Genomic DNA, 23,379 nt, shown 5'->3' with positions numbered 1-23,379 from the left:
TCAGGCACGAAGAGCTCTTTTTAAATGAATCTCAAAATTTGAGAATATTTCTAATCTGTTTTAAGATTCTTGCAGATGCTCCCCAGACTATTTGATTTTGATACTCAAAAGTATACATCTCTTGAATGATATTATGAGAAGGATCGGGATCTTTAGCCATGGTCTGTAAAAATGGTTCAAAGGGAATATGAAAAATTTTTTCAACTTCACGATTAGATGACAAAGGAGGAATTTCATCAACGATTGAAATAAATGGTAAAATCAGAAATCCGGAATTCAAAGTAACTACAGGTTCAAGTTGACCAATTACCTGTTCCCGTGAAATTTCAAGTCCAATCTCTTCATGGGTTTCACGCAATGCAGTATGAAGAAGATCAAAATCATCATCTTCTATTTTACCTCCAGGAAAGGATATTTCACCTGCATGGAATTTCATATCTTGAGGTTTTTCAGTCATTACGATTTTTGGTTCTTTTCCATAAATTACAACAAGCACTGACGCCAATCGATATTTTTCATCATAATCGATTTTTGGTTTTACAGGTTTTGAGAGTTCGAATTTCAGATCATCTAAATTCATTTCAATCTTTCCTACCATTCCATATGGGTTTCAGTATTCAAAGGTTTTAACCAAGGTTTGAAGGAATTAGAATATGACAATCAGGTACGAAGCAAATCCACCAAAAATTTTACCTGATGTTGATACAAACGAATCCATTTTAAAATTCATAGATAAAATAAAAATGATTTCAAAAAAATGTGATGCAATTCATCTAACTGAAAATGTATTAGGATTTCAAAGAGTATCTCCAATAGAGGTTGGAAAGATTATCAGAAAAGAGATTCCGAATTTACCAATCACTGTGAGTCTAAGAGTTAGAGACAAGAGTGAAAAAGAAATCTCAGAGTTTGTAGATAATTGTATTGCAATAGGTTTTTCAGGAATTCTAGTATTAATGGGAGATCCATCACAGTCAGGAAAACAAGATTCAGGTCAAATTCCCAGCACGGTTGTCAAGAAGTTAAGAGAGCAAGGACTTTATTCAAAAATCGATTTGTACCTATCTATTTCCAACAAGCCTAATTTTTCCAAAATTGGAAAAAAATTAGAATCAAAGCCCAAAGGATTCATGACTCAGGTAATTCAAAACATAGAACAGGTCAAGATTTTATCTGATAATTTAAAGGGATTTTCAGTAATTCCCATTCTTTTGTACCCATCACCTAAAAATGAAAAATCTGCAAAGTTTTTGAATTTAGATTTAGCAACATATTCTCAAGAATTTGAAGAGTTGCTGGATAAAACACAAAAAATTACAGGAGACGTGTTAATTACTTCTCCTAGTGACTTTAATGGATTGAATGAATTTTTGAAGAAATTATCAAATTAGATAACAAAATATTTTGCATCTGGATGATGAATAACTATTGCTGCAGTTGATTGTTCAGGAATAATTTGTCCAGATTCAGTAAGAGTCATACCTGATTTTTCAGGTTGTAATAATTTCCACACTAAATGGTGTTGGGAAACATCAGGACAACTTGGAAATCCCCAACTATATCTAAGACCACCTTTTTCTAAATTCAATTCAGATTTTATTTTTTGATTCACCCATTCAGCTAAGGCTTCTGCAACCTCAACTGCAAGTCCATGTAGATAATATGCATCAGTGTATTTGTCTTCCTTATTCCATTGCTCAATAATATTTGCCACTTTATTTCCCACAGTTACGGATTGAAATGCAACAATATCATCATCACCAAAATAATCAGTCAGGCACAAGTGTTCGGGTTTTGTAGAACGAGGAAATTCTAATTCAACATCATCACCATGAGGATTCTCAACGAGTAATTTTCTATCTTTATTATGACATTTGAAATAGCCATAAACAATTTCAGGTTCAAAGAGTTTTTCTCTAATAATTCTCATTTTCCATTCAGTTAACAATTGTTCATGATCATCCTCTGATTCAGAGCCTGCCTTTCCCCTCAAACCCCAAGATAATTTGAAGAGAGATTTTTTATCAATCATGGTCCAAACTTCGGCCATATTGATTTGATCTGCTTTTAATCGAATTGGATCCCCAATTGTTTTTGGATTAGGTGCTTTTACAGGTTTGATGTTACTTTTTGGAAGTGTGTCAGGATCTACATCGGCTTTAGATTTTTCTTTCCAGTTCTCCAACTTTTCCTTCCAATCTGTTAACAGTTTTGGTTTTTGATCTGAAACCAAAACATCCATTGTTTTAAGACCCTCAAACATGGTGTTGCAATAAAATACCCCAGGTTCATAAATTCCATCTTCTTTTGCAATTCGGTTTATGTAATTACTGTTAATTGCAGCACCGCCACAAAGAATTGGAATAGTCATATTGTTTTTTCTTGCATGTTCTACAAAGAATTTCATTTGTTTTGAAGTTGACACAAGTAATGCAGACAATCCGATTGCATCAGGTTTTGTTTCATCAATTTTTTCAAGGAATTTTTGTAAAGGAACTTGTTTTCCCAAATCATGTACAGTATATCCATTATTTTGGAAAATGGTCTTTACAAGATTCTTTCCTATATCATGAACATCACCATAAACAGTACCTAAAACAAGTACGCCCTTACTTGTTCCCTCTTCTTTAACGAGATATTTCTCTAGTTCACCAACTGCAGCTTTCATGCATTCTGCGGATTTTAGAACAAATGGCAAGATTAGCTCTCCTGAACCAAATTTATCACCAACTTCTTTCATTGCAGGAAGCAAATCCTCATTGAGAGTTTTAATGGCACCGTCATGAGTGACTTCTTTTGGTGCATCAAGTGTCAGAACCCCATCAACATCTTTGATAATGTCATTTTTTCCAAGTTTCTCTGCAATGGCATAGACAACATCATTTTGAATTCCATCTTTGAGTCTATTTACAATTCTAAAGTTTGAGCGTTTTCCTGCAGGCCAAGAAGGATCAACATCTACTTTCTTTGAAGCAGTACCACTTTGAGGTCCAGCATTCTCAAAATAAGTAATCAAATCAGATAGTGCATTTGGATGAGTGTTAAAGATTAGATCTTCTGCTAGTTTTTTCTCTTTCTCATCAATTTCACCATAAGGAATAATCTCTTTTGCATTAACTATTGCAGTATCAAGACCAGTTTTGACTGCATGATACAAGAAAACAGAGTTTAGAATTTTTCTCGCATAGGGTGCAAGACCAAAGCTTATGTTACTTAGACCTAATGTGGTAAAACAATTTGGAAATTTTTCTTTGACTAATCTTATTCCTTCAAGAGTATTTTTTCCAGCATCAAGAAATTCATCTTCCCCTGTTGCCAAAGTAAATGTAAGGACATCAAAAATAAATTGTTCAATTTTTAATCCATATTTTTTTCCTGTTTCATAAAGTAATTCTGCAGTATCAACTTTTTGTTGAGGTGTTTTGGCCATACCCTCCGGTCCAATACATAGAGCAATTGCAGGTAAACCATACTTTGCCATAATTGGAGCTAATTTTTCAAATCGGCTTCCATCACCTTCAAGATTTATTGAATTGATAATTGGCCTACCAGGTATTTGAGTAACTGCACTCTCGATGACTTCAGGATCTGTAGAATCAATTACAAGTGGAGCGTCAATCTCTAAGCTTAATCGTTTTACTAAATTTAGCATAAACTCTCGTTCATCTGCACGTTCAGTAGTTGCAACACAAACATCAAGACAATGCGCACCATCCTCAACTTGAATTCGTCCTAAATCTACCAATCCATCATAATCATCTTCAAGAACTAATTTCTTGGCTTTTCGAGAACCCTGAGTATTGATTCTCTCCCCTATAATTAACGGGGCAGGAATTTGTTTTAGATCCACTGCTTTTAATGCTGAACTAACTCTTGGAACTGTCAATGTAGTAAAATCACATCTGTTTTTGTAAATACTTAACCCTCGACAGAGTTGGCTCTTTCGTCAATTACTTTCCTCAGGGCCTTGATGTGTTCAGGATTTGTCCCACAGCAACCGCCAATTATTCGAACTTTTTTGTAATCATCAAGAAAATCACCAAGTGCCTTACCCATTTTTTCAGGAGTCATTTTGTAAACTGCTTGGCCTCCATCATTTTCAGGCATGCCAGCATTTGGAACTACCAATACATTATGTTCATTTTGCTCATCAAGCCACCTTACACTAGGAGTCATCTCAATTGGGCCAGTCGAACAATTCAATCCAAATACATCAATTCCCATATCAGAAACAGTTGTGTATGCAGCTTGGATATTTGTACCAAGCAACATTTTCCCATATTGATCCAAAGTAGTATTTGCAATAATTGGAATTTTTTTGCCAGTTTTTTTTATTGCATTATGACATGCTTCAATTACCAGTTTTACTTCAAGAATATCCTGACTGGTTTCAATAAGCAATGCATCGACACCGCCAAGAATTAATCCTTCAGCTTGTAATTCAAAAGCCTCACGAATTTCATCAAGAGGTTTTTGACCTAGATCAGGATCATTAGAACTTGGTAGATACCCTGTTGGACCCATAGACCCAATTACATATCGTGGTTTATCAGAATATTCTGCACAAACTTCAGATGCAAGTGTCGCAATCTTTTTGTTGAATTCAATTGTTTGATCACCAAAACCATATTCATCAAGTTTTATTTTATTGGAACCAAAAGAGTTTGTTTCAATACAATCAGAACCAGCATCTAAATAATTTCTATGAATTTGTTTGATCCACTCAGGATGTGTAATTACTAAACCATCATTAAAACCGTCTTGATTATTTGGAAAGTCTTCAGGTTTTGGATCATATCTTTGAATTTCAGTACCCATTGCACCATCAAATAATAGTATTCGATTTTTTAACGCATCAAGAAATGGCTCTTTTTCAGTCAACCTAATTTCAAAACACTCTGACACAGTTTAACTCTTTTCAGAAAATTCCCTGTACATTCGTGGGAGTATGTTGAAATTAGGTGAAATGTTTTTTTCTATAGATTTATGCTCAAACTTCAAGTAAACAACCTAGTTCGTAGTGCCACTTTTTTTCAGCATGCTGGGATTTCCATAATCTTTGTTTTCATGCCCGTAATAGCGAAGGGCGTAACAGATTCAATTTTTGAGATTGGGCTACTAGTAGCCTCATTTAGTTTTGCCCAAATTTTATCTGAGATTTACTTTGGAAGGCACTCAGATAAGAAAGGAACCAGGCTCAAATTCATCAGAATTGGCTTTATTGGATGCGCAATAGCCTTTGGACTACATTATTTTGCAGAGGATCTCACGATGTTTTTCCTGGTAAGAATTGCTGCCGGGATTGCAAGCGGAATCATGATTCCTGCAATGATTGCATACACCTATGAGGCAAACATTGACAAAAAGCGAGCAGCTACTGTAATATCATTTCATGCATTAGGATGGTTAGCTGGAATTGCAGCAGCTGGAATTGCAAATGATCTCAAACTAATTTTCTTACTTAGTGCTGCATCATTTGTAATTGGGTTATTATTTACAATCAAACTACCGAATCCTCAACAAGAAAAAGAACTCAAACCTGGAACTACAAAAAATGTAATTACCAAAAACAAATTTCTTTTTTCATCATTATTACTAAGACATATTGGTGCAGCAGCTGTATGGACGATTTTACCAATTATGTTAATGGAAAGATTGGGAGCTGAGCTGTATCAGATATCAGTAGTATACGTTGCAAACACATTGACTGCATTTATTTTGATGAATATAATGGCAAGTAAAATTCATTTATCAAATGTTACCAAGTTTCAAATTGGTATTGGCTTTACAACTTTTGTATTTATTGGATTGGCATTAATTACGGATTGGTGGATGGCAATGCCATTTATGTCGCTTGTTGGTGCAACATGGGCATTTTTATTTATTGGTGGAAATTTCCATTTGATGGAGAACAATCCACGTTCCACATCAACTGGAATATTCAGTTCTACTTTATCAATTGCTACGGTAGTAGGGCCGGTAGTTGCAGGAAGTATTGCATATCTATTTGATTATGTTGCAGTAATGTATTTTGCAATTGCAATAATTATTTGTGCATTTGTAGTATCACTAAAGATTAGAAAATAAAAAAAGAAAAAGATTGTTTAGAATATTTTCTATGGATATGGATCGTCTTGTCCGTTAGCAATCATAGTAGTAATCCAACCATTTACTTCAGGTGAAAGACTACCAGAATCTACTAAAGCAGCAGTTTCTTCAATCCAGCCATCATATGGATTTGGAATAGCAAGTACACCTTGTCCGCCCATTCCATGAAGACCGCTTGGAGTTCCATCAAAGGTTGCACCAGCAGCAGCATTAGTTTCAGATAGAATTACTCTACCCACTACGCCTGCAGCTTCACCAGATGTCAGAATTCCATCCGAATCTAGATCTGCATTAATTGCTTCTTCTGGATCAAATACGATTAATGCATTTGAGAATTTGCTTGAAACATAAGCATTGTAACCACCATTTTCATTTGCACCAAAGTTAACCCCGTGGCATCCTGCATCACAATCAAGACTAAGAACTAGTTCATCACTAGCTGTATCAATAATTGTTATTGAAGGTAATAATGTAGCAGTAACTACATATTTTCCATCAGGACTAACAGGAGTTTGAATTGGTAAAAGACCAGCGGCACCACTTTGAGTACCAGTAATTAGATCAATGCCCCCAACTAATACAATTGGTTTAGTACTAACTAGACTTGCACCATCTACACATGCATCACCTCCAGTTGAGACACATGTTACAGTCTGATCTAACAGATTTGCAACATAATACTTGTCACCAGCTGGATGCATTCCAGTTGCAATTGGAACACCAAACACATTTCCTACAGCAAATAGTTCAGTGTGTGGAATTACAGTTGCAGTATCAGTGTTAAAGTCATAGATTGAAGATGTACCTGTAAATGCATTTGGAGTTACCATGATATCGTTGTTCATCCAGTGACCGTGTGGATGGGGCTCATCAATGTTTAGAGAACCAATACTTGACAATGCACCAGTTGTAGGGTTTAGCGAAACCTTAACTACAGAAGAGTCAGAATTTTCACCATTCATTGCAATGTATGCAGTGTTTCCATCAGCAGGTCTTGTCATTACATGTGAAGGAGAATCACCAACAAAAATATCATCTAAAACTACAGCAGTATCCCTATCAATTGATGAGAGTCTACTGTCAAACCATTGGGTTTGGTAAATGATATCATTTTCAGTGTTTGTCCACATGTTGTGTGGATGATTCATGTTAACTGCATCGCCAAATACTTTCTTGGTTACTTCCCATGTTGCAGTATCGACTGCAGTTGAAGAACCATAGTTAGTCTTTCCTGTTGATGTTTCAAACTGAGTGTTGATCCAAACTTCACCAATTCCATCATGTTGTGGCGTAGCAGTTGTCAATGGTGCATCTACAACATTTAGTGCAGACAAATCAGAAACAACAGTACCACCATCCAAAATTACTGGCACTGGTGGGAATGAAACATTCCATAGACCAGCATCATAGTCTTGCCAATTATTTGGATCAGTTACAACAAAGAATGATGTTAGTAATTTGATTGCTAGCGAACTAGATGTTGGAACAGTGATTCCATTAACGATTCTAATGTTTTCACCAAAGTCCAATCCAGCTGTAGTTGCAGGATCATCTACAATTACTGCTGCAAACATGTATGGATGTACCTTACATGTGAATACATACAATCCCGGATCTTCAAGTTGAACATTTGCTCCTCCTTTGAAGGCATCAGTTTGATCAAATGGCATGTTTGTTGCATCAGGACCTGCTGCTGTATCTACAGGGTAGATCAAACTAGTAATTGTATGAACAGTGTTTGTTGTAGTCATATCAAATACTAATGTATCTCCTGGGCTTGCAACAGCTAGAGATTCAGAAGTTCCCGGTATAGGAGCTCTGTTTTTAAACCATGGTCCTGGTTCATCAACAATTTCAAAGCTTATGATTCCATCAAATGGACTGGGACCTGGTTCACTTGGAGCACCATCAGTGGTTACTTCAAAGATTCCTTTCATTCCAGCTTCCATATGGGTAAACACATGACAATGATACATCCAGTTTCCTGGTCCAACACCCTCACCTGCTTCTATTACAAAGGAGGTTCTAGTTAGAGGACCAATATTTTGTACATCAATCACATTTGTTGTTCCATCTTGTAACCATTTATGGCCATGGATGTGGAATGTGTGGAATTCTGAACCAATTCCGATAACATTGAATCTGACTTTTTCTCCTAATTCTGCTTTAAGTGTAGGATTCAACCATAGAGGAGTTTGTTTTCCATCATTATTGTGATCAATTTCCATTCCCCAGAAGGATGTTCCTTGCATCCATAGGACAAAGTCTTTGTCAATCTTGTCTATTTTGATGTCTTTAATTTTACCATCAGTTAGCATTTCCATTTTCTTAGGATTTACAATTAGAGTTCCATAGAGCCCTTCTAGTTCTGCTCCAAGTTCACTGCCAAATGTATGATCATGATATGGCCATACACCAGCAGAGCCTTTTGCAGCATTCCAATGAAATGTTCTCGGAGTATCAACAGTTGCACAAGAATCTACAACACCATTTACTTCTTCAAGGGTTCCATCACTTTCAGGAGCATAATGAACTCCATGAACATGTACACTTACACATTCGTCTGGATCACCTAATTCATTATTTAGGGTAAGAAATACTTCATCACCTTCTTCAATAATTATTGTTGGTCCAGGAATTGATGGTAAGTATCATATCTACTTGTAATATCTTCAGAATCACCGTCATCATCACTTTGAACAATAACGTGACTAACCATTTGGTATGCCATTCTTCCATCTGGAAGTACTTTAGTGGTCATCTCAATGTTATGAGTTGTCGGATCATCTGCTTGAGCAGGAATTATGTTAAAGACATTAAACATATCTTTAATTTCAAATGCGCTTTCTTCGTTTGGGACTACATTACTCATAGGTAATGCAAATACAGCAACTAAAGCTACTGCTAAAATCCCATATCCTATTGCGAATTTATTTTTTCGTTTCATAAGTTATTGGTACAAATCTCAAATAAGATAATATAAGTAAATATGTTTTTCATACTTTGATCCGATGATCGCATATCATCACATTATATCATTAAGGAGTAGTATGAAGATTTACAAATAAGTAATAACTATCTTAATCCCCAACGAGACATTACTTTATTTTCAAGTCTTGTAAACACAACACCATCAATTGCCAATCCAATTCCCATTATCACCATCATTATAGCAATTACTTCTGAGACATCATTTAGAGAGCGCCCAGCATTTAGCAAAAATCCTAATCCTAAGAATGAAAACAGGATTTCAGCGCCTATCACACCCCTCCATGCAAATGCCCAGCCTTGCTTGAATCCTGAAATCATGTATGGAAATGCTGCAGGAATTAAAACAGCAGTGATGAGCTGGCTACCCTTGGCACCCATATTTCGTGCAGCTTCGATAAAGTGCGGATCTATATTTTTGACTCCTGTGTAGGTGTTTATTGTTACTGCAAAAATAGCTCCAATTGCTGTGACAAAAATAATTCCACCATCAGTTAAACCAAACCAAAGTATTGCAAGCGGAACCCATGCAATTGAAGGAATTGATTGTAATCCTAAAACTAAAGACCCGACAGTTTGATTGATTGCCTCAACTCTTGCCATGAAAATTCCAAGAACTATACCACCTACAATTGCAATTGCCAATCCAATTGACAACCTCCACATGCTAGTTGCAATTCCATAAAATAGACTACCATCTGATGCACCATATGCCAAATCTTCGGCTACTTCATAAGGTGATGGAAAAATATTTTCAGGCCAAATTCCACTCATTGCAATTACTTGCCAAACTACAACAATTCCAATGTAAAATGCAATTCTATGAAGGGTGAAATTTTTTGCCATGATAATCAGTCTTTACTTTTTTTTACCTCAGGTCTTAATTCTGCCAAAATATCTTGTTGAAATTTTAATAGTGTTTCATCTTCCGTAACTCTAGGTCTTGGAAAATTATTATCAACTTCTTTTTTAATTATTGATGGGCGATTACTAAAGATTGCAACTTTAGTTCCAAGAACTGCAGCTTCTGAAACATTATGAGTTACAAACAAAATTGTCTTTTTTGTCTTTTCCCAAATTAATTGCATCTCAACTAGTAACAAGTCTCTAGTCTGTGCATCTAGTGCTGCAAATGGTTCATCCATTAGCAATACATCAGGATCCATTACCAATGCTCTAGCTATAGCTACACGTTGTTTCATTCCAGTTGAAAGTTGAAAAGTGTAAGAATCTGCAAATTTTGTTAGCTGCATCATGTCAAGATACCTATGAGATATCTTTGCTCTTTCCTCTTTTGGAATTCCAGCCATCTTTAATCCAAATTCTACATTATCCTGAACCTTAAGCCATGGGAATAATGCACCCTCTTGAAAAACCATTATTCTCTCAGGCCCTGTTTGAGCAACAGGATGACCATCAAACAATATTTGTCCTTCATCAGGGGATTCCAAGCCTGCGACTATACGTAAGAAGGTGGATTTTCCACATCCTGAGGGCCCAACCAAACATACAAAGTCCCCAGCCTCAACTTTGAGGTTTACACCACCTAGTGCTTTTAGTTTGTGAGAATCATGACTAAAATATTTTACAATATTTTTTGCTTCAAGTTTAGTCATTACGTGTTTTCCTCCAAGACAGAATTTGAATTAAGGGGGTAAAAAATTCCAGCTAAGTCATATCCATTTCTTCCCAAATATCCAAGCGTATCAGCTTTTTCTGCAAAAGAGTAAACAGAATCAAGAAGAGGATCAGCAGTTATTACAAGATTGGATAAAGCAACATCCACAACATCATCAGATAAAGATTGTCCCAAGTGTGATTTTAGAAAATTATTAAAAATAATTCTAGTTTCTATTGGATTTTCATTAATCCATTCTGCAGTTTCATGATGTGAAGTCAACAAATCAGAAACTAGTTTACGATTTTTTTCAACATAATCCACATTTGCAATCAAAAGAACAGATGCAAATTCATTGTTTGGCCACAATTCCTCTTCGTGGAATAATCTTTTTCCATCAAGTTCAGTTTCTAAAATAGTAGCCCAAGGTTCGGCAACCCATGCACCATCAATATCGCCTTTTACAAATAAAGTGTAGATATCAGGATTCGGAATATTATAGACAATCACTGAACCGCCCTTTTCTGCAGTCTTCAAACCATTTACAGATAGATAGTGACGTAGAGAAACATCTTGAGTGTTTCCAATTTGAGGTGCAGCAATCTTTTTGTCAGCAAAGTCAGATGCAGAATTAATTTCAGATAATGGATGAACGATAAAGCTTGCTCCACCACTTGCAGCACCTGCAAGAATCCTTACATTATGATTTTCTGAATTTAAAAATCCATTTATTGCAGGTCCAGGTCCAACATAGGCAAGATCAATTGAATTTGCAAATAATGATTCAATTGCCTGGGGGCCGCTATCAAAAACACGTGCTTCAATTTTTATTTCATCGCCAATACTTTTTTGAAAAAAGTCTTTTTCCATTCCAACAATAGGGATAGCATGACCAATATTTGGAAAATATGCAATACGAAGTTTATTTTCATGTATAGTATCGCTAGAATTAAGAGTAATTCCGAGTGTTATCATCAAAATTATTCCCACAATTCCTGCTGAAACAATTGATCGAGTTTTCATAAAACAGCGTTATATTTGGCGGTTAAATAATCATCGAATTTTAGCTCAAGCTAGTCAGAAATTTTTCAAAAATAATTGGTTTCTAGCCTATCACAAAAGATAAATTCCAAAATACGACGGGAAAGTTGTTTTATGACACAAAAAGGAATTCTTGCATTTTCAGGAGGATTAGATACTTCAGTAGTTGTAAAATATTTGCAAGAAGAACATGACATGGATGTCATTACAGTAACAGTTGATGTAGGTCAATGCGATGATACTAAAAAAATTGCAGCCAAAGCAAAAAAACTTGGTGTAAAAAAACACTACAACATTGATGCTAGAAAAGAATTTGTCAAAGATTACATTTTTCCATCAATAAAAGCAAATGCTCTTTATCAGAAAAAATATTGTCTTGCAACAGCTCTTGCACGACCATTAATTGCAGAAAAAGTATTAGAGATTGCAAAAAAAGAAAAAGTAACTTCACTTGCACATGGATGTTCAGGAAAAGGAAATGATCAAGTACGATTTGACATTACATTGCGTTCCGGCTCAGACCTTCCAATCATAGCTCCTATACGCGATAAAAATCTAGACAGGGAAACAGAATTAAAATTTGCAAATAAACACGGAATAGAAATCGATGCTGTAGCAAAAAGATTTAGTATTGATCAAAATTTGTGGGGACGTGCAATAGAGGGCGGAGTACTAGAGGATCCATACAATGAACCACCAGATGATGCATTCATTTGGGTTAAAACAAAAAACTTACCAGATAAACCAGCATACTTGGAAATTAAATTCGAACAGGGGATTCCTGTTGCAGTAGATGGAAAAAAACTGGAATCACAAAAACTTATCGAATACATTAACAAAAAAGCAGGAGATGCAGGAGTTGGGATAGTTGATCATATTGAGGATAGAGTTGTTGGAATCAAATCAAGAGAAGTGTACGAGACTCCAGCTGCCACATGTCTAATTGAAGCTCATTCAGATTTGGAAAAAATGGTCCATACAAAGCATGAAAATAAGTTCAAATCAATAATAGATGATGAATGGGCATATTTGGTATACTCAGGACTTTGGCAAGATCCACTGAGAGCAGATCTTGATGGATTCATTGAACAATCACAAAAACCAGTTTCTGGAACTGTGAAACTAAAGATGTTCAAAGGAAGTCTTAGAGTAGTCGGCAGAAAATCAAATAATTCATTATACAGTCACGAAATTGCCACATACGGTACAGAATCAACTTTTGATCAAAGATTAGCCAAAGGATTTGTAGAATTGTGGGGAATGCAGTCAACAGAAGCTAATAAATTACAAAAGAAAAGGTCAACAAAAACATGAACTGCCCAGAATGTGACGCAACACTAAACATCCCAGACGATGCCTCAGTTGGAGAAATTGTCTCCTGTCCTGATTGTGGCGCTGACTTTGAAATCTCAAAAAAAGACGGATCAAATGTTGAGCTTAAACAAGCAGAAACCGTAGGCGAAGACTGGGGAGAGTAATGTCAAAAGTCTGTATTGTGTTTGACCGCCTAAGAGCGGAAGAGAAGATGCTCCAAAAAGAAGCATCAGAACTAGGACACGATGCAGTAATGCTTGATGCAAAAATTACTCAAATAAACACAGATAGTAAAAAAGAAGACTATGATTTAGGAGATATCGTTCTAGAAAGATGCGTCAGCTATTTCAGAGGTCTCCATTTTACTGCAAGTTTAGAGTTTTTAGATATTCCAGTTTTAAACAAATTCGAAGTTGCAAATATTTGTGGAAATAAGATGTTCATGACATTACTTTTAAAAAAAAATAATATTCCAACTCCAAAGACATATTTTTCATTTTCAAGTGAAAGTGCAGCTGAGAATTTAGAAAAAGTTGGATTCCCTCTAGTCATTAAACCTGTAATTGGAAGTTGGGGAAGAGGAGTGATGCCATTAAAAGATAAGGATACAATGGAGGCAGTTTTTGAAATCAGAGACATCACAGATAGCCCACATGACAGAATTTACTATTTGCAAGAATTAATCAAGAGACCACCAAGAGACATCAGAGTAATCACAGTAGGTGATGAGCCAGTAGCTGCAATGTATAGAAAGTCATCAGGTGGTTTTAAAACAAATATCGCATTAGGAGCAGATCCAGAACTTTGTGAGATAACAAAAGAGATGGAGGATATGGCCAGTAAAGCATCAAAAGCAATGGGCGGTGGAATTTTGGGAATTGATATGATGGAAGACGATCAGAGGGGGTTAGTAGTACATGAAGTCAATAATACAGTAGAATTCAAAGGATTGGCAAGAGTTTCACAACGAAATATACCAAAAGAAATGGTAGAATTTGCCCTAAACTACGTTAGGAAATAAATTATACTCCTTTACGAGGAGGTTTATCATGAAAGTAGGTGTAGTTGGCGCATCAGGTTATGTAGGTGGAGAAACACTTCGTCTACTTGTTAATCACCCTGATGTTGAGATCGGCATGGTGACATCAAGGCAGCATGTTGGAGAGTATCTCCACAGAGTTCAACCAAGTTTGAAAGGATTTACAGATCTGATGTTTTCCGAATTAGATTATGACAAATTAACTGATCAATGTGATTTAGTATTTACAGCAGTTCCTCATGGAACTGCAACTGAGATTGTAAAGGCACTCTATGACAGAGGAGTCAAGGTGATTGATTTGAGTGCAGATTATAGATTGCATAATCAGGATGCATACGACAAATGGTATGGCTGGGAACACCCACATCCAGATTATTTAGCAAAATCAGTTTTCGGAGTACCTGAATTACACCGAGAAGCGATTAAAAAAGCACAGCTTGTTTCATGTCCAGGATGCATGGCAGTAACATCAATGCTAGCACTTGCACCATTGATTAGAAATGACATTATTGATACAGAACATATTGTAGTTGATTCTAAAATCGGTTCTTCTGGTGCAGGTTCTGGTTCAGGCACTGCACATGCAATGAGAGCAGGAGTAATCAGACCATACAAACCAGCAAAGCACAGACATACAGGTGAGATTGAACAAGAACTAAGTGAGATTGCAGGGCATAAAATTCGTGTCTCAATGAGCCCACATGCTGTAGATGTAGTTCGAGGAATTTTATGTACAAATCACACATTCTTGAAAAAAGATATTGATGAAAAAGAATTATGGAAATTATATCGACAAACTTATGGTGAAGAAAGATTCATCAGACTAATTAGAGATAAAAAAGGATTATACAAATTCCCTGATCCAAAATTCTTAGTTGGTTCAAACTTTTGTGATATAGGGTTTGATCTTGATGAAGACAACAATAGATTAATTGCATTATCTGCATCAGATAACTTGATGAAAGGTGCAGCAGGTTCAGCCATTCAAAACATGAATGTTATGTGCGGTTTTGATGAAATGGATGGGCTTAGAAATACACCATTAACTCCTGTTTAGAAATGATCACAATCAAAATTGGTGGAAGTGTAGTAGATAATTTACATCCATCTACAATCGCAGATATTAAAAAAGTTGCAGAGTCAGAAGGAATAATCATAGTGCATGGAGGTGGAAAAGAGGTTACAAAAGTTTGTGAACAACTTGGAAAGGAACCAAAATTTGTAACATCACCAAGTGGCATCAAAAGTAGATATACCGATAAAGAAACTGCAGAGATTTTTACAATGGTAATGTCAGGTAGAATAAACAAAACCATTGTCCAGATGCTTCAAAAAAATGGAATCAATGCAATAGGCCTATCAGGAGTTGATGCAAAAATTATTCAAGCAGACAGAAAAAAGAAGCTTCTCATAGTTAACGAAAAAGGCAGAAAACAGGCAATTGATGGCGGATATACAGGCAAAATTACCGATATCAACTCAAAATTCATCAAATCTCTCTTAGAGCAGGGATTAACACCAGTAATATCACCAATTGCGATTAGTGAAGAATCAGAATTTCTTAATGTAGATGGTGATAGAGCTGCAGCATATGTTGCAGGAAAAGTTGGAAGTGACAAAGTATTATTCATTACTAATGTAGATGGACTGCTAATGGATGAGAAACTTGTTTCAAAGTTGACATTAGCAGAAGCAAAAGAGATCAGACCAAAAATTGGACCAGGGATGGAAAAGAAGATCCTAGCATCAACAGAAGCATTAGATATGGGGGTAAAAGAAGCATTGATTGCAAATGGACAAAAAGAAAATCCAATATCATCTGCGATTGCACATGATAATTGTACGGTGATTGAACATGAGTGAAGATCAATTTATGGGAAATCTCTATCAGAGATTTCCAGTTACAGTTGAGAAAGGAAAAGGATCACACGTATGGGATGTCGATGGTAAAGAATACATCGATTGCATGGGCGGATACGGTGTTGCACTAGTTGGTCACCAAAATCAAAGAGTCAACAACGCAATTAAAGAACAAGTAGATAAAATCATTACAGTTCACAGTTCCTTATACAACAAAACAAGAGAAGAGTTTCTCAAAACATTAATCGGATTAGCTCCTAAAGGACTCACACAAGTTCACCTGAACAATAGTGGTGCAGAAGCAATTGAAGCTGCAATGAAGTTTGCAAGAAAATTCACAGGTAAAAAAGGAATGGTTGCAATGAAAGGATCATATCATGGTAAATCATTTGGCGCATTATCACTAACATTTAATCCAAAATACAAAAAAGCATTCAAACCACTAGTCGAGAAAGTTTCTTTTGCATCTTTTGGAGATATTGAATCACTTCGTTCAGTAATTGACGATGATACCGCATTTGTAATTTTAGAACCAATTCAAGGTGAAAGCGGAATTATTGTTGCACCAGATGGATTTTTGCAGGATGTACGAAAGCTTTGTGACGAAAAGGGGATTCTGCTAATTTTTGACGAAATACAAGCCGGTTTAGGAAGAACAGGACGATTATGGGCATGTGAGCATTGGAATACTGCACCAGACATTTTGTGTCTTGCAAAAGGAATTGCAGGTGGAGTTCCAATGGGAGCTACACTGGTAAGACCAGACATACTTGCTGCAATAAGTAAGGGAGAACACTCTTCAACATTTGGAGGAAACCCATTATCATGTGCAGCAGGAACTGCAGCACTCAAGGCATTAACTGAAGATGGATTAATTGAGAATTCCGAAAAGATGGGCAAAATATTCAGAGAAGGCTTGGAGAAACTAAAAGAGAATCATACCATGATAAGAGAAATTCGCGGCAAAGGACTAATGATAGGAATAGAGATGAAATTTGAAGTTAAAGACATACTAATGGGATTAATGAAAAAAGGGGTCCTCATGCTATACTCAGGAAGAAACATTCTAAGAATTCTCCCACCATTAGTGATTTCTGAAGAAGACATAACAAAAGTTTTACATGCTCTAGATTCTGTACTAAGTGAAGAGGAGCAAAAAAAAGTTGTACAAGGATAAAGTAGACGAAAAAATTATCGGGTATCTAAAAGAAGATGCCAGAGAATCGTTTGTGGATATAGGTAAAAAATTAAAACTTTCTGAATCAGCAGTAAGACGAAGAGTAAAAAACCTCGTAGACAGCGGAACCATCAAAAAATTTACTTTGGAACTTGGAGAAGAGAATGCAACAAGCGCGATTGTTTTAGTATCAGTTGATTCTGCAACAGACACATCAAAAGTTTCACTCAAACTTGCAAAACTAGAAGGGGTAAAAACAGTTTATGAAATAACTGGTCAATACGACATTACAACAATTATGAGTGCATCAAGTATCGCTGAAATTAACAATACCATTGACGCATTAAGGAAGATTCCAGGTGTTGTCGATACAAACACGGTGATTATTTTGAGAAAAATAATCTAAAAACGACTTTCGCAAAAAAAAATCACATCATAACTAATTTAGGATCATTAATACTTTTTTTCACCGAAGATAGTACGAATATGTTTATATCATCAATAAATGTCAACGATTTCAGTAATGAAAGATCCGAATCACTATGCAAACATCTACAACTCGTATGATAAAAATCCAAAGAAGATCAGGGTATTAGATAGCACTCTAAGAGAAGGAGAACAACACCCAGGAGTCTCATTTACTAACAAACAAAGAATTCAGATTGCATGGATGTTAGATTATTTTGGTGTAGATCAAATCGAGATATCACCAGTAGTTTCAAATGATCATAAAGAAGCAACTAAGACAATAATCAAGCAGGGATTAAAAGCAGATATTGTTTCACATGGACGTGCACTAAAAGAAGACATCGACATTTCATTAGATTGTGATGCTAAATGGTGTGCAGCATATTTAGGAATTTCAGATATTCATCTTAAAGACAAATTACGTATTTCACGAGAAGAAGCATTAAGAAGATCAGTTGAAACAGTAGAGTATGCCAAATCTCATGGTCTAAAAATTAGATTTACAGTTGAGGACGGAAGTAGAGCAGAGCCAGAATTTTTGATCAAAGTTTGTAAAGCCATAGAGGAAGCAGGTGTTGATAGAATCAGCCTTCCGGACACAGTTGGAATATTACGTCCGATTGGAATGTATAATTTTGTAAAAAAAGTTAGAGATGCAGTTGATGTTCCACTAGATGCACATGTTCACAATGATATAGGATTTGCAGTAGCAAATGCATTTTCAGCATGTGATGCAGGAGTTGATCAAATTCATACTACTATTGATGGGATTGGGGAAAGAACTGGAATTCCACCACTAGCTGAAGTAGCAGTTGCATTGACATACCTATACAAATCACCAAATGATTTCAGATTAGATATGTTACTAGACCTTTCAAGATTAATTGAAGAGTACACATCAATTAAACCATATGATTCAAAACCAATTGTTGGTTCATCAGCATACAAACACAAAGCAGGAACGCATCTTGCAGCAATTCTTAGAAATCCAGCAGCATACGAGCCCATCCCACCAAGGGCAGTAGGTAATCGAAGACGAATTGTCTTTGGAGAGCTTGCAGGAAAAACAGGTGCAGCCTACTTGATGTCATTATTAGGACTAGAGAAAGATGATGAGAGTGCAAAGGCAGTGGCTGCAGGACTAAAAGGACTCAGAATGGGAGATCTCATAGAAATACCACTCGAAGACAGACTTGAAAAAAAGATAATTAATGATAAATAAAGAGGGTTGTGGAAGATAAGATATGTCAAAATGTGAAGAATGTGATGCAGAAATATCCATCCCAAGTGATGCACTTGAAGGAGAAATTGTAACATGTCCCGAATGTGGCGCAAGTTTTGAATTAGAAAAAAGTTCAGACGGTTTCCAACTAAAGCCTGCCCAAACGGTTGGCGAGGATTGGGGACAGTGAGTTCTGACGTTACTATTCTTTACGATTCCATCCGTTGGGAAGAAAAAGCCCTTCTAGAAGCAGGTAAAAAAAACAATATCAATATTCAGATGGTAGATTGCAAGAAACTAGCATTAGATTTAGAAAAAAAACCCGAAGATTATGGAGTAGTGATTCAGAGATGCGTAAGCTACTACCGAAATTTACATTCAACAGCAGCACTTGAAGGATTAGGAGTCAAAGTAATCAATTGTCTAAACACAGGGGTATTTGCTGGAAATAAATTATTCACACATATGTTACTAAAAAAATTCGGGGTTCCAACACCTGATGCCACTGTAGCGTTTTCAAAAGATGCAGCTTTGGAAGCATTAGACACACAAGGATTTCCCAAAGTAATCAAACCAACAGTTGGAAGTTGGGGAAGACTAATTTCAAAACTTAACGACAGAGATGCGGCAGAAGGCATTATTGAAAGTAGAGAGAAGATGTATCCAATTTATCAAATCCATTATTTGGAAGAATTTGTAAAAAGACCTCCAAGAGACATCAGAGCCATCATGGTTGGAGATAAAATTGTTGCTGCAATTTACAGAAAATCAAAGCATTGGAAAACAAACATGGCACTTGGCGGAGAGGCAGAACCATGCAAGGTTACACCAGAAATGGAAGAGATGTGCATAAAGGCAAAGAATGCAGTTCAAGGAGATATTGTAGGCGTAGATTTGATGGAAAGTGATGAAAAAGGATTGGTAGTACACGAAGTAAACAACACTACAGAATACAAAAATACAGTTCGAGTTTGTGAAGTAGACATTCCATCATTAATGCTAAATTATGCCCTAAATATAGAAAAATAAGAATTGACCAAACATCTATCAGAATCAAGATTTGCAATTAAGATGCTAGAGAAAGCATTGAGACTCTACACGCCATCACTAAGTGAAAAACCAATGGCAGAATTTTTAGCTGACAAATGTGATGACTTGGGATTTGAAGATATACAGATAGATGAAGTCGGTAATGTTATTGCAAGGAAAGGAACAGGATCTCCAAAAATCATGTTATGTGGCCACATGGATGTTGTACCAGGAAAAGTCAAAGTTAGAAAAGAAGGTGATGCACTATATGGCAGAGGAGCATCAGATGCTAAAGCCCCATTAATGGCAATGTTATTTGCAGCAGCATCAATTCAGAACAATAACGGAACCATAATTTTTGTCGGAGCAGTTGATGAAGAAGGAAATGCAACTGGAATTAAAAATCTCGTAAAAAAAGAAATTGGAATTGATTATGCAATTTTTGGAGAGCCTAGTGGAATTAATCAGGTAACAATTGCATACAAGGGAAGGCTAGCTATTAATCTCAAAATAAGTGTAGATGATAGTTCACATGCAAGTGCACCATGGCTTTCAAAAAACGCCATTCATGAATCAATGATTTTTGCAAGTGAATTAAAAGAAAGATTGGAAGAAAATCAAGAAGGCAAATCTAAAGGAATGTTGTTGACTTCATCAATGACAGAGATTAGAGGAGGTACTAGCCATAATATTACACCAAAGGAATGTGAAACAGTTTTTGACATTAGAATTCCAGTAGATATGAATTGTAAAACTATCGAGCAAAAGATTGCAGAAATTGTTAAAGAGATTTCTCAAAAAAGACAAGTTGAAGCATTTTATTCAATTCTTGATGAGACTGAACCATTTGAGGCACCACACAACTCACCACTAGTCAGAGCACTGACATTAGGTATTCTTGAGGAAACACAGTCAAGGGCCACATTAATTAGAAAAACAGGAACTGGCGACATGAATGTCCTGGGGAATCAATGGGAAATTCCTGTAGTCACGTATGGTCCTGGAGATCCTCATGAGGCACACACCATTGATGAAAAAGTATCCATTGAAGAATATCTTAAAGGGATAGAAATCTTAAAGAAAACTCTACAGCATTTAAAAAGACTTCATGACAGAAAGATGCAGTAATGCTGTGGTTTGTAGGATTAGGAATTTCGGGATTCAAATCAATCCCCAATGAGGCAATCGATATTTTATCAAAGGCAGATATTGTATACCTTGAACAATTTACAAGTCCAATAGGAAAATCAGATTTAACCAAAATTAAAAATGCCACTAAAGGAGAATTCAAGCCAGCAAAAAGATGGCTTGTAGAAGACGGAAATGAAATTCTAAAAAATTCAAAGAAAAAGAAAGTAGTTTTACTATCATACGGGGATCCTTACATTGCAACAACGCATATCGAATTAAGAACAAGAGCAATTGAGGAAAAAATAAAAACACATTCGATTCATGCCTCATCTTCTCTTACTTCAATGATTGGAGAATGTGGTTTACATTTTTACAAAGTAGGACGAATTGCAACGATAATGAGCGAAATGAAATCGCTTACAACTCCATATTATGTAATTTACAAAAACATTATTGAAGGAAATCACACAGTTCTTCTTTTAGAATATAATCAAGACAAAGATTTTTTCTTAGATCCTAAAGATGCACTAGATGGATTATTAGAAACAGAAAAAGGACAAAAAAGAAATGTGATCAGTTCAGATAGCTATGCAATTATTGCATCAAGAATAGGATTCAAAGATCAATTAATTATTTCAGGAAAAATTTCCAGTTTAAAGAAAAAAGATTTTGGAAAGCCGCCCCATACCGTGATAATACCAGGAAGACTACATTTTACAGAATCAGATGCATTGAAGATATTAGGTCAATGCATTGACGAACCATTTGACAATTCTGAAAAAACAAAGAAAATTTCAAAACAAATGATGGAAAAATATGTACCAATGGTAAGAGAGGCCTTGGAGGAAATTGAGCCACATTATAAAAATCAAAAAGAATTTCAGGTGATATTAGAAAATGCAGAGTTGTACATTAAAGATGCAGAAAAATTTCTTGAAGACGGTCAGGATGAGGTAGCAATATTGAGTATTGGGTACGCAGATGGTTTAGTTGATGCATTAAGACTGGCCAAAGGCCTTGATCCAAAGATGTGATGTCTAGCGATGAATTAAAGAGAGGGTCAGAAATAGAAAAAATATTGGATCAAAGTGAAAAAATAATTCTATCAGTGATGTATGTATGTCAAATTGATGGAAAGGCATTATCTCAGACCATTATGAAAAAATGTATGTTATCAGAAGACATGATAAATTCAAAAATCGATGAATTGGTAAAAAATCAATTTGTTAATGAAGATAGATGCACACTTACAGAAATCGGTAGAAAATCATTACGAGTGGTGTTAGCTGGCGGAGTTTTCGATATCATACATCCAGGTCATATTCATACGCTAAATGCAGCAAAAGCACTAGGTGATGTACTTGTAGTTGTTGTAGCAACAGACAATACAGCAGTAAAGATGAAAAAAAGAAACCCAATTCACAGCCAAGAGCAGAGACAAGAATTGGTAAATTCTCTATCAATGGTGGATCTATGTCTAATTGGACAAGAAGAGGATATTTTCAAAACAGTTAATCTTGTTAGGCCAGAGATTATTGCATTAGGCTATGATCAAGTGCATCAAGAGAAATTCATTACCGAAGGATGCAAAAAAATAAAGCTTGATGCAACGGTTGCAAGATTACAATCTCCAATTCCCGAAAGTTCCAGTTCTAAAATTGAAAAAGAATATGGCGAATCTATTCACGGAATCTAGGAATTAATTTTAATTTTAATTGAAATTTTTGATCCATCTTTAAGTTTTGCAGTCTTTCTCAAACAAGATTTAGAAATTAATTCAATAATTGAGTCATCATGATGTGTTCTCTCAAGGATGATTAATTCACAGTTGGCCAAATTGTTCAACCTAGCAGGAAAGCATTTTACCCATCCATAGGTTCGCTTTCCATCTGAGAAGCTATTAATTTTTACACCATTCAAAGTTTCAAATTGTTTGATGGCTTCTTGATGTATTTTTTGATCTAATCTTACATTGAGAGTTCCAGGAAATGGGACATATCCAATTTTTGACTGGAATTGTTTTGTGTATCCTTTTAATCCCATATAGTAGGCACCCTCACCCATTCCAGAGACGAGAGTTCCCTTAAGTTCCACGTAAGAAGGTGAAGAATCCAAACTTTTTCTAAGTATTGCAGAGAGTTTGACCATTTCAGTGAATCCTTTTGGAGTAATTTTAACAGAAATGTTGCGACCGCTAATTATTCGGTCTATGAATTTATTCTGTTCTAATTCTAAGAGATGTTTTGATGCAGACTGTTGAGATTTTTTAATATTTTTTCCAAGAGAAGAGGTTGTTATAGTGACGTAGTTGTGTTTTGCTCCTTTGGATAATAGATATGAGAGAGTTAAGATGTGCTGAATTTTTAGTTCAGTCATCTAGTTTC

24 protein-coding genes and 1 pseudogene are annotated in these 23,379 nt (G+C 35.8%); 15 read left to right on the top strand and 10 right to left on the bottom strand.

Annotation, left to right across the window (positions count from 1 at the left end; translation table 11 throughout):
• Positions 1 to 31: 31 nt before the first annotated feature.
• Entirely contained in the window at positions 32 to 580 is a 549-nt protein-coding gene (locus tag NADRNF5_RS03265) for an NUDIX hydrolase (protein WP_048118899.1), read from the bottom strand.
• 73 nt (positions 581 to 653) lie between these two features.
• Between NADRNF5_RS03265 and NADRNF5_RS03260 the strand changes: the two genes are divergently transcribed.
• Positions 654 to 1,391 carry a 5,10-methenyltetrahydrofolate synthetase gene (locus NADRNF5_RS03260; RefSeq protein WP_048115675.1) on the top strand — a complete coding sequence of 246 codons (738 nt, stop codon included), beginning with the start codon at positions 654 to 656 and terminating at the stop codon, positions 1,389 to 1,391.
• Here NADRNF5_RS03260 and NADRNF5_RS03255 read toward each other — a convergent pair.
• Positions 1,388 to 3,886, bottom strand: coding sequence for a methionine synthase (locus NADRNF5_RS03255; RefSeq protein ID WP_048115673.1), 2,499 nt, complete (start codon positions 3,884 to 3,886; stop codon positions 1,388 to 1,390). The genes NADRNF5_RS03260 and NADRNF5_RS03255 overlap by 4 nt on opposite strands.
• Positions 3,887 to 3,918: 32 nt before the next feature.
• Entirely contained in the window at positions 3,919 to 4,881 is a 963-nt protein-coding gene (locus NADRNF5_RS03250) for a homocysteine S-methyltransferase family protein (protein WP_048118898.1), read from the bottom strand.
• Positions 4,882 to 4,986: 105 nt separating this feature from the next.
• Between NADRNF5_RS03250 and NADRNF5_RS03245 the strand changes: the two genes are divergently transcribed.
• Entirely contained in the window at positions 4,987 to 6,087 is a 1,101-nt protein-coding gene (locus NADRNF5_RS03245; protein ID WP_048115671.1) for an MFS transporter, read from the top strand.
• 29 nt (positions 6,088 to 6,116) lie between these two features.
• Here the strand turns inward: NADRNF5_RS03245 and NADRNF5_RS03240 are convergent, their stop codons facing one another.
• The 6 genes and pseudogenes from NADRNF5_RS03240 to NADRNF5_RS03220 form a co-directional block, all read right to left on the bottom strand.
• Entirely contained in the window at positions 6,117 to 8,426 is a 2,310-nt protein-coding gene (locus NADRNF5_RS03240) for a multicopper oxidase domain-containing protein (protein WP_160289382.1), read from the bottom strand.
• Positions 8,427 to 8,492: 66 nt separating this feature from the next.
• A pseudogene (locus tag NADRNF5_RS11885) lies at positions 8,493 to 8,726 on the bottom strand (multicopper oxidase domain-containing protein); the annotation flags it as partial.
• A 2-nt stretch (positions 8,727 to 8,728) separates the two neighbouring features.
• On the bottom strand, positions 8,729 to 9,055 hold the full coding sequence (locus NADRNF5_RS03235) for a hypothetical protein (protein ID WP_048115669.1): 327 nt from the start codon (positions 9,053 to 9,055) through the stop codon (positions 8,729 to 8,731).
• A gap of 128 nt (positions 9,056 to 9,183) precedes the next feature.
• Complete coding sequence (locus tag NADRNF5_RS03230) at positions 9,184 to 9,942, bottom strand: ABC transporter permease (protein ID WP_048115668.1); 759 nt, start codon at positions 9,940 to 9,942, stop codon at positions 9,184 to 9,186.
• Positions 9,943 to 9,947: 5 nt separating this feature from the next.
• The gene (locus NADRNF5_RS03225) at positions 9,948 to 10,712 is read right to left on the bottom strand and encodes an ABC transporter ATP-binding protein (protein WP_048115666.1); all 765 of its coding nucleotides are present in this window, start codon (positions 10,710 to 10,712) and stop codon (positions 9,948 to 9,950) included.
• Complete coding sequence (locus tag NADRNF5_RS03220; protein ID WP_048115664.1) at positions 10,712 to 11,737, bottom strand: ABC transporter substrate-binding protein; 1,026 nt, start codon at positions 11,735 to 11,737, stop codon at positions 10,712 to 10,714. The genes NADRNF5_RS03225 and NADRNF5_RS03220 overlap by 1 nt, the downstream gene beginning before the upstream one ends.
• Positions 11,738 to 11,869: 132 nt before the next feature.
• Here NADRNF5_RS03220 and NADRNF5_RS03215 point away from each other — a divergent pair, with 132 nt between their 5' ends.
• From NADRNF5_RS03215 to NADRNF5_RS03155, 13 genes are all read left to right on the top strand, one after another.
• Positions 11,870 to 13,069 (top strand): argininosuccinate synthase, encoded by a 1,200-nt coding sequence (locus NADRNF5_RS03215; protein ID WP_048115662.1) that lies wholly within the window; start codon positions 11,870 to 11,872, stop codon positions 13,067 to 13,069.
• A complete protein-coding gene (lysW/argW, locus tag NADRNF5_RS03210; RefSeq protein WP_014965593.1) occupies positions 13,066 to 13,233 on the top strand; it encodes an alpha-aminoadipate/glutamate carrier protein LysW in 168 nt (55 codons plus the stop codon). The genes NADRNF5_RS03215 and lysW/argW (NADRNF5_RS03210) overlap by 4 nt, the downstream gene beginning before the upstream one ends.
• Positions 13,233 to 14,090, top strand: coding sequence for a lysine biosynthesis protein LysX (gene lysX, locus NADRNF5_RS03205; protein WP_048115660.1), 858 nt, complete (start codon positions 13,233 to 13,235; stop codon positions 14,088 to 14,090). The genes lysW/argW (NADRNF5_RS03210) and lysX (NADRNF5_RS03205) overlap by 1 nt, the downstream gene beginning before the upstream one ends.
• 28 nt (positions 14,091 to 14,118) lie before the next feature.
• Entirely contained in the window at positions 14,119 to 15,165 is a 1,047-nt protein-coding gene (gene argC, locus NADRNF5_RS03200) for an N-acetyl-gamma-glutamyl-phosphate reductase (protein WP_048115658.1), read from the top strand.
• 2 nt (positions 15,166 to 15,167) lie between these two features.
• On the top strand, positions 15,168 to 15,971 hold the full coding sequence (locus NADRNF5_RS03195; protein ID WP_048115657.1) for a [LysW]-aminoadipate/[LysW]-glutamate kinase: 804 nt from the start codon (positions 15,168 to 15,170) through the stop codon (positions 15,969 to 15,971).
• Positions 15,964 to 17,145 (top strand): aspartate aminotransferase family protein, encoded by a 1,182-nt coding sequence (locus NADRNF5_RS03190; protein WP_048115655.1) that lies wholly within the window; start codon positions 15,964 to 15,966, stop codon positions 17,143 to 17,145. The genes NADRNF5_RS03195 and NADRNF5_RS03190 overlap by 8 nt, the downstream gene beginning before the upstream one ends.
• Positions 17,132 to 17,551, top strand: coding sequence for an HTH-type transcriptional regulator LysM (gene lysM, locus NADRNF5_RS03185; protein WP_048115653.1), 420 nt, complete (start codon positions 17,132 to 17,134; stop codon positions 17,549 to 17,551). The genes NADRNF5_RS03190 and lysM overlap by 14 nt, the downstream gene beginning before the upstream one ends.
• Before the next feature lie 117 nt (positions 17,552 to 17,668).
• On the top strand, positions 17,669 to 18,835 hold the full coding sequence (locus tag NADRNF5_RS03180; RefSeq protein ID WP_048118896.1) for a LeuA family protein: 1,167 nt from the start codon (positions 17,669 to 17,671) through the stop codon (positions 18,833 to 18,835).
• Between the two features lie 22 nt (positions 18,836 to 18,857).
• Positions 18,858 to 19,025, top strand: coding sequence for an alpha-aminoadipate/glutamate carrier protein LysW (gene lysW/argW / locus NADRNF5_RS03175; protein WP_048115651.1), 168 nt, complete (start codon positions 18,858 to 18,860; stop codon positions 19,023 to 19,025).
• The gene (gene lysX, locus NADRNF5_RS03170) at positions 19,022 to 19,864 is read left to right on the top strand and encodes a lysine biosynthesis protein LysX (protein WP_048115649.1); all 843 of its coding nucleotides are present in this window, start codon (positions 19,022 to 19,024) and stop codon (positions 19,862 to 19,864) included. Before lysW/argW (NADRNF5_RS03175) ends, lysX (NADRNF5_RS03170) begins: the two co-directional genes overlap by 4 nt.
• Positions 19,865 to 19,906: 42 nt before the next feature.
• Entirely contained in the window at positions 19,907 to 20,992 is a 1,086-nt protein-coding gene (locus NADRNF5_RS03165) for a M20/M25/M40 family metallo-hydrolase (protein WP_048118895.1), read from the top strand.
• On the top strand, positions 20,992 to 22,029 hold the full coding sequence (gene dph5 / locus NADRNF5_RS03160) for a diphthine synthase (protein ID WP_048115648.1): 1,038 nt from the start codon (positions 20,992 to 20,994) through the stop codon (positions 22,027 to 22,029). Before NADRNF5_RS03165 ends, dph5 begins: the two co-directional genes overlap by 1 nt.
• Positions 22,030 to 22,070: 41 nt before the next feature.
• Positions 22,071 to 22,691, top strand: a complete 621-nt coding sequence (locus NADRNF5_RS03155; protein ID WP_425339017.1) for an FAD synthase family protein — start codon at positions 22,071 to 22,073, stop codon at positions 22,689 to 22,691.
• Here the strand turns inward: NADRNF5_RS03155 and NADRNF5_RS03150 are convergent.
• Positions 22,688 to 23,371 carry a DUF120 domain-containing protein gene (locus NADRNF5_RS03150; RefSeq protein ID WP_048115646.1) on the bottom strand — a complete coding sequence of 228 codons (684 nt, stop codon included), beginning with the start codon at positions 23,369 to 23,371 and terminating at the stop codon, positions 22,688 to 22,690. The genes NADRNF5_RS03155 and NADRNF5_RS03150 overlap by 4 nt on opposite strands.
• Positions 23,372 to 23,379 lie beyond the last annotated feature (8 nt).

It is taken from the genome of Nitrosopumilus adriaticus, from assembly GCF_000956175.1.
Classification (GTDB): Archaea; Thermoproteota; Nitrososphaeria; order Nitrososphaerales; family Nitrosopumilaceae; genus Nitrosopumilus; species Nitrosopumilus adriaticus.
This window is presented reverse-complemented; position numbering and strand designations above follow the sequence as displayed.

Excerpts from the sequence above, each read along its gene's own strand:
- NADRNF5_RS03265 (WP_048118899.1), bottom strand. The coding sequence starts at position 580 with ATGAATTTAGATGATCTGAAATTCGAACTCTCAAAACCTGTAAAACCA.
- NADRNF5_RS03260 (WP_048115675.1), top strand. The coding sequence starts at position 654 with ATGACAATCAGGTACGAAGCAAATCCACCAAAAATTTTACCTGATGTT.
- NADRNF5_RS03245 (WP_048115671.1), top strand. The coding sequence starts at position 4,987 with ATGCTCAAACTTCAAGTAAACAACCTAGTTCGTAGTGCCACTTTTTTT.
- NADRNF5_RS03240 (WP_160289382.1), bottom strand. The coding sequence starts at position 8,426 with ATGCTAACTGATGGTAAAATTAAAGACATCAAAATAGACAAGATTGAC.
- NADRNF5_RS03235 (WP_048115669.1), bottom strand. The coding sequence starts at position 9,055 with ATGAAACGAAAAAATAAATTCGCAATAGGATATGGGATTTTAGCAGTA.
- NADRNF5_RS03230 (WP_048115668.1), bottom strand. The coding sequence starts at position 9,942 with ATGGCAAAAAATTTCACCCTTCATAGAATTGCATTTTACATTGGAATT.
- NADRNF5_RS03225 (WP_048115666.1), bottom strand. The coding sequence starts at position 10,712 with ATGACTAAACTTGAAGCAAAAAATATTGTAAAATATTTTAGTCATGAT.
- NADRNF5_RS03220 (WP_048115664.1), bottom strand. The coding sequence starts at position 11,737 with ATGAAAACTCGATCAATTGTTTCAGCAGGAATTGTGGGAATAATTTTG.
- NADRNF5_RS03215 (WP_048115662.1), top strand. The coding sequence starts at position 11,870 with ATGACACAAAAAGGAATTCTTGCATTTTCAGGAGGATTAGATACTTCA.
- lysW/argW (WP_014965593.1), top strand. The coding sequence starts at position 13,066 with ATGAACTGCCCAGAATGTGACGCAACACTAAACATCCCAGACGATGCC.
- lysX (WP_048115660.1), top strand. The coding sequence starts at position 13,233 with ATGTCAAAAGTCTGTATTGTGTTTGACCGCCTAAGAGCGGAAGAGAAG.
- argC (WP_048115658.1), top strand. The coding sequence starts at position 14,119 with ATGAAAGTAGGTGTAGTTGGCGCATCAGGTTATGTAGGTGGAGAAACA.
- NADRNF5_RS03195 (WP_048115657.1), top strand. The coding sequence starts at position 15,168 with ATGATCACAATCAAAATTGGTGGAAGTGTAGTAGATAATTTACATCCA.
- NADRNF5_RS03190 (WP_048115655.1), top strand. The coding sequence starts at position 15,964 with ATGAGTGAAGATCAATTTATGGGAAATCTCTATCAGAGATTTCCAGTT.
- NADRNF5_RS03180 (WP_048118896.1), top strand. The coding sequence starts at position 17,669 with ATGAAAGATCCGAATCACTATGCAAACATCTACAACTCGTATGATAAA.
- lysW/argW (WP_048115651.1), top strand. The coding sequence starts at position 18,858 with ATGTCAAAATGTGAAGAATGTGATGCAGAAATATCCATCCCAAGTGAT.
- NADRNF5_RS03165 (WP_048118895.1), top strand. The coding sequence starts at position 19,907 with ATGCTAGAGAAAGCATTGAGACTCTACACGCCATCACTAAGTGAAAAA.
- dph5 (WP_048115648.1), top strand. The coding sequence starts at position 20,992 with ATGCTGTGGTTTGTAGGATTAGGAATTTCGGGATTCAAATCAATCCCC.
- NADRNF5_RS03150 (WP_048115646.1), bottom strand. The coding sequence starts at position 23,371 with ATGACTGAACTAAAAATTCAGCACATCTTAACTCTCTCATATCTATTA.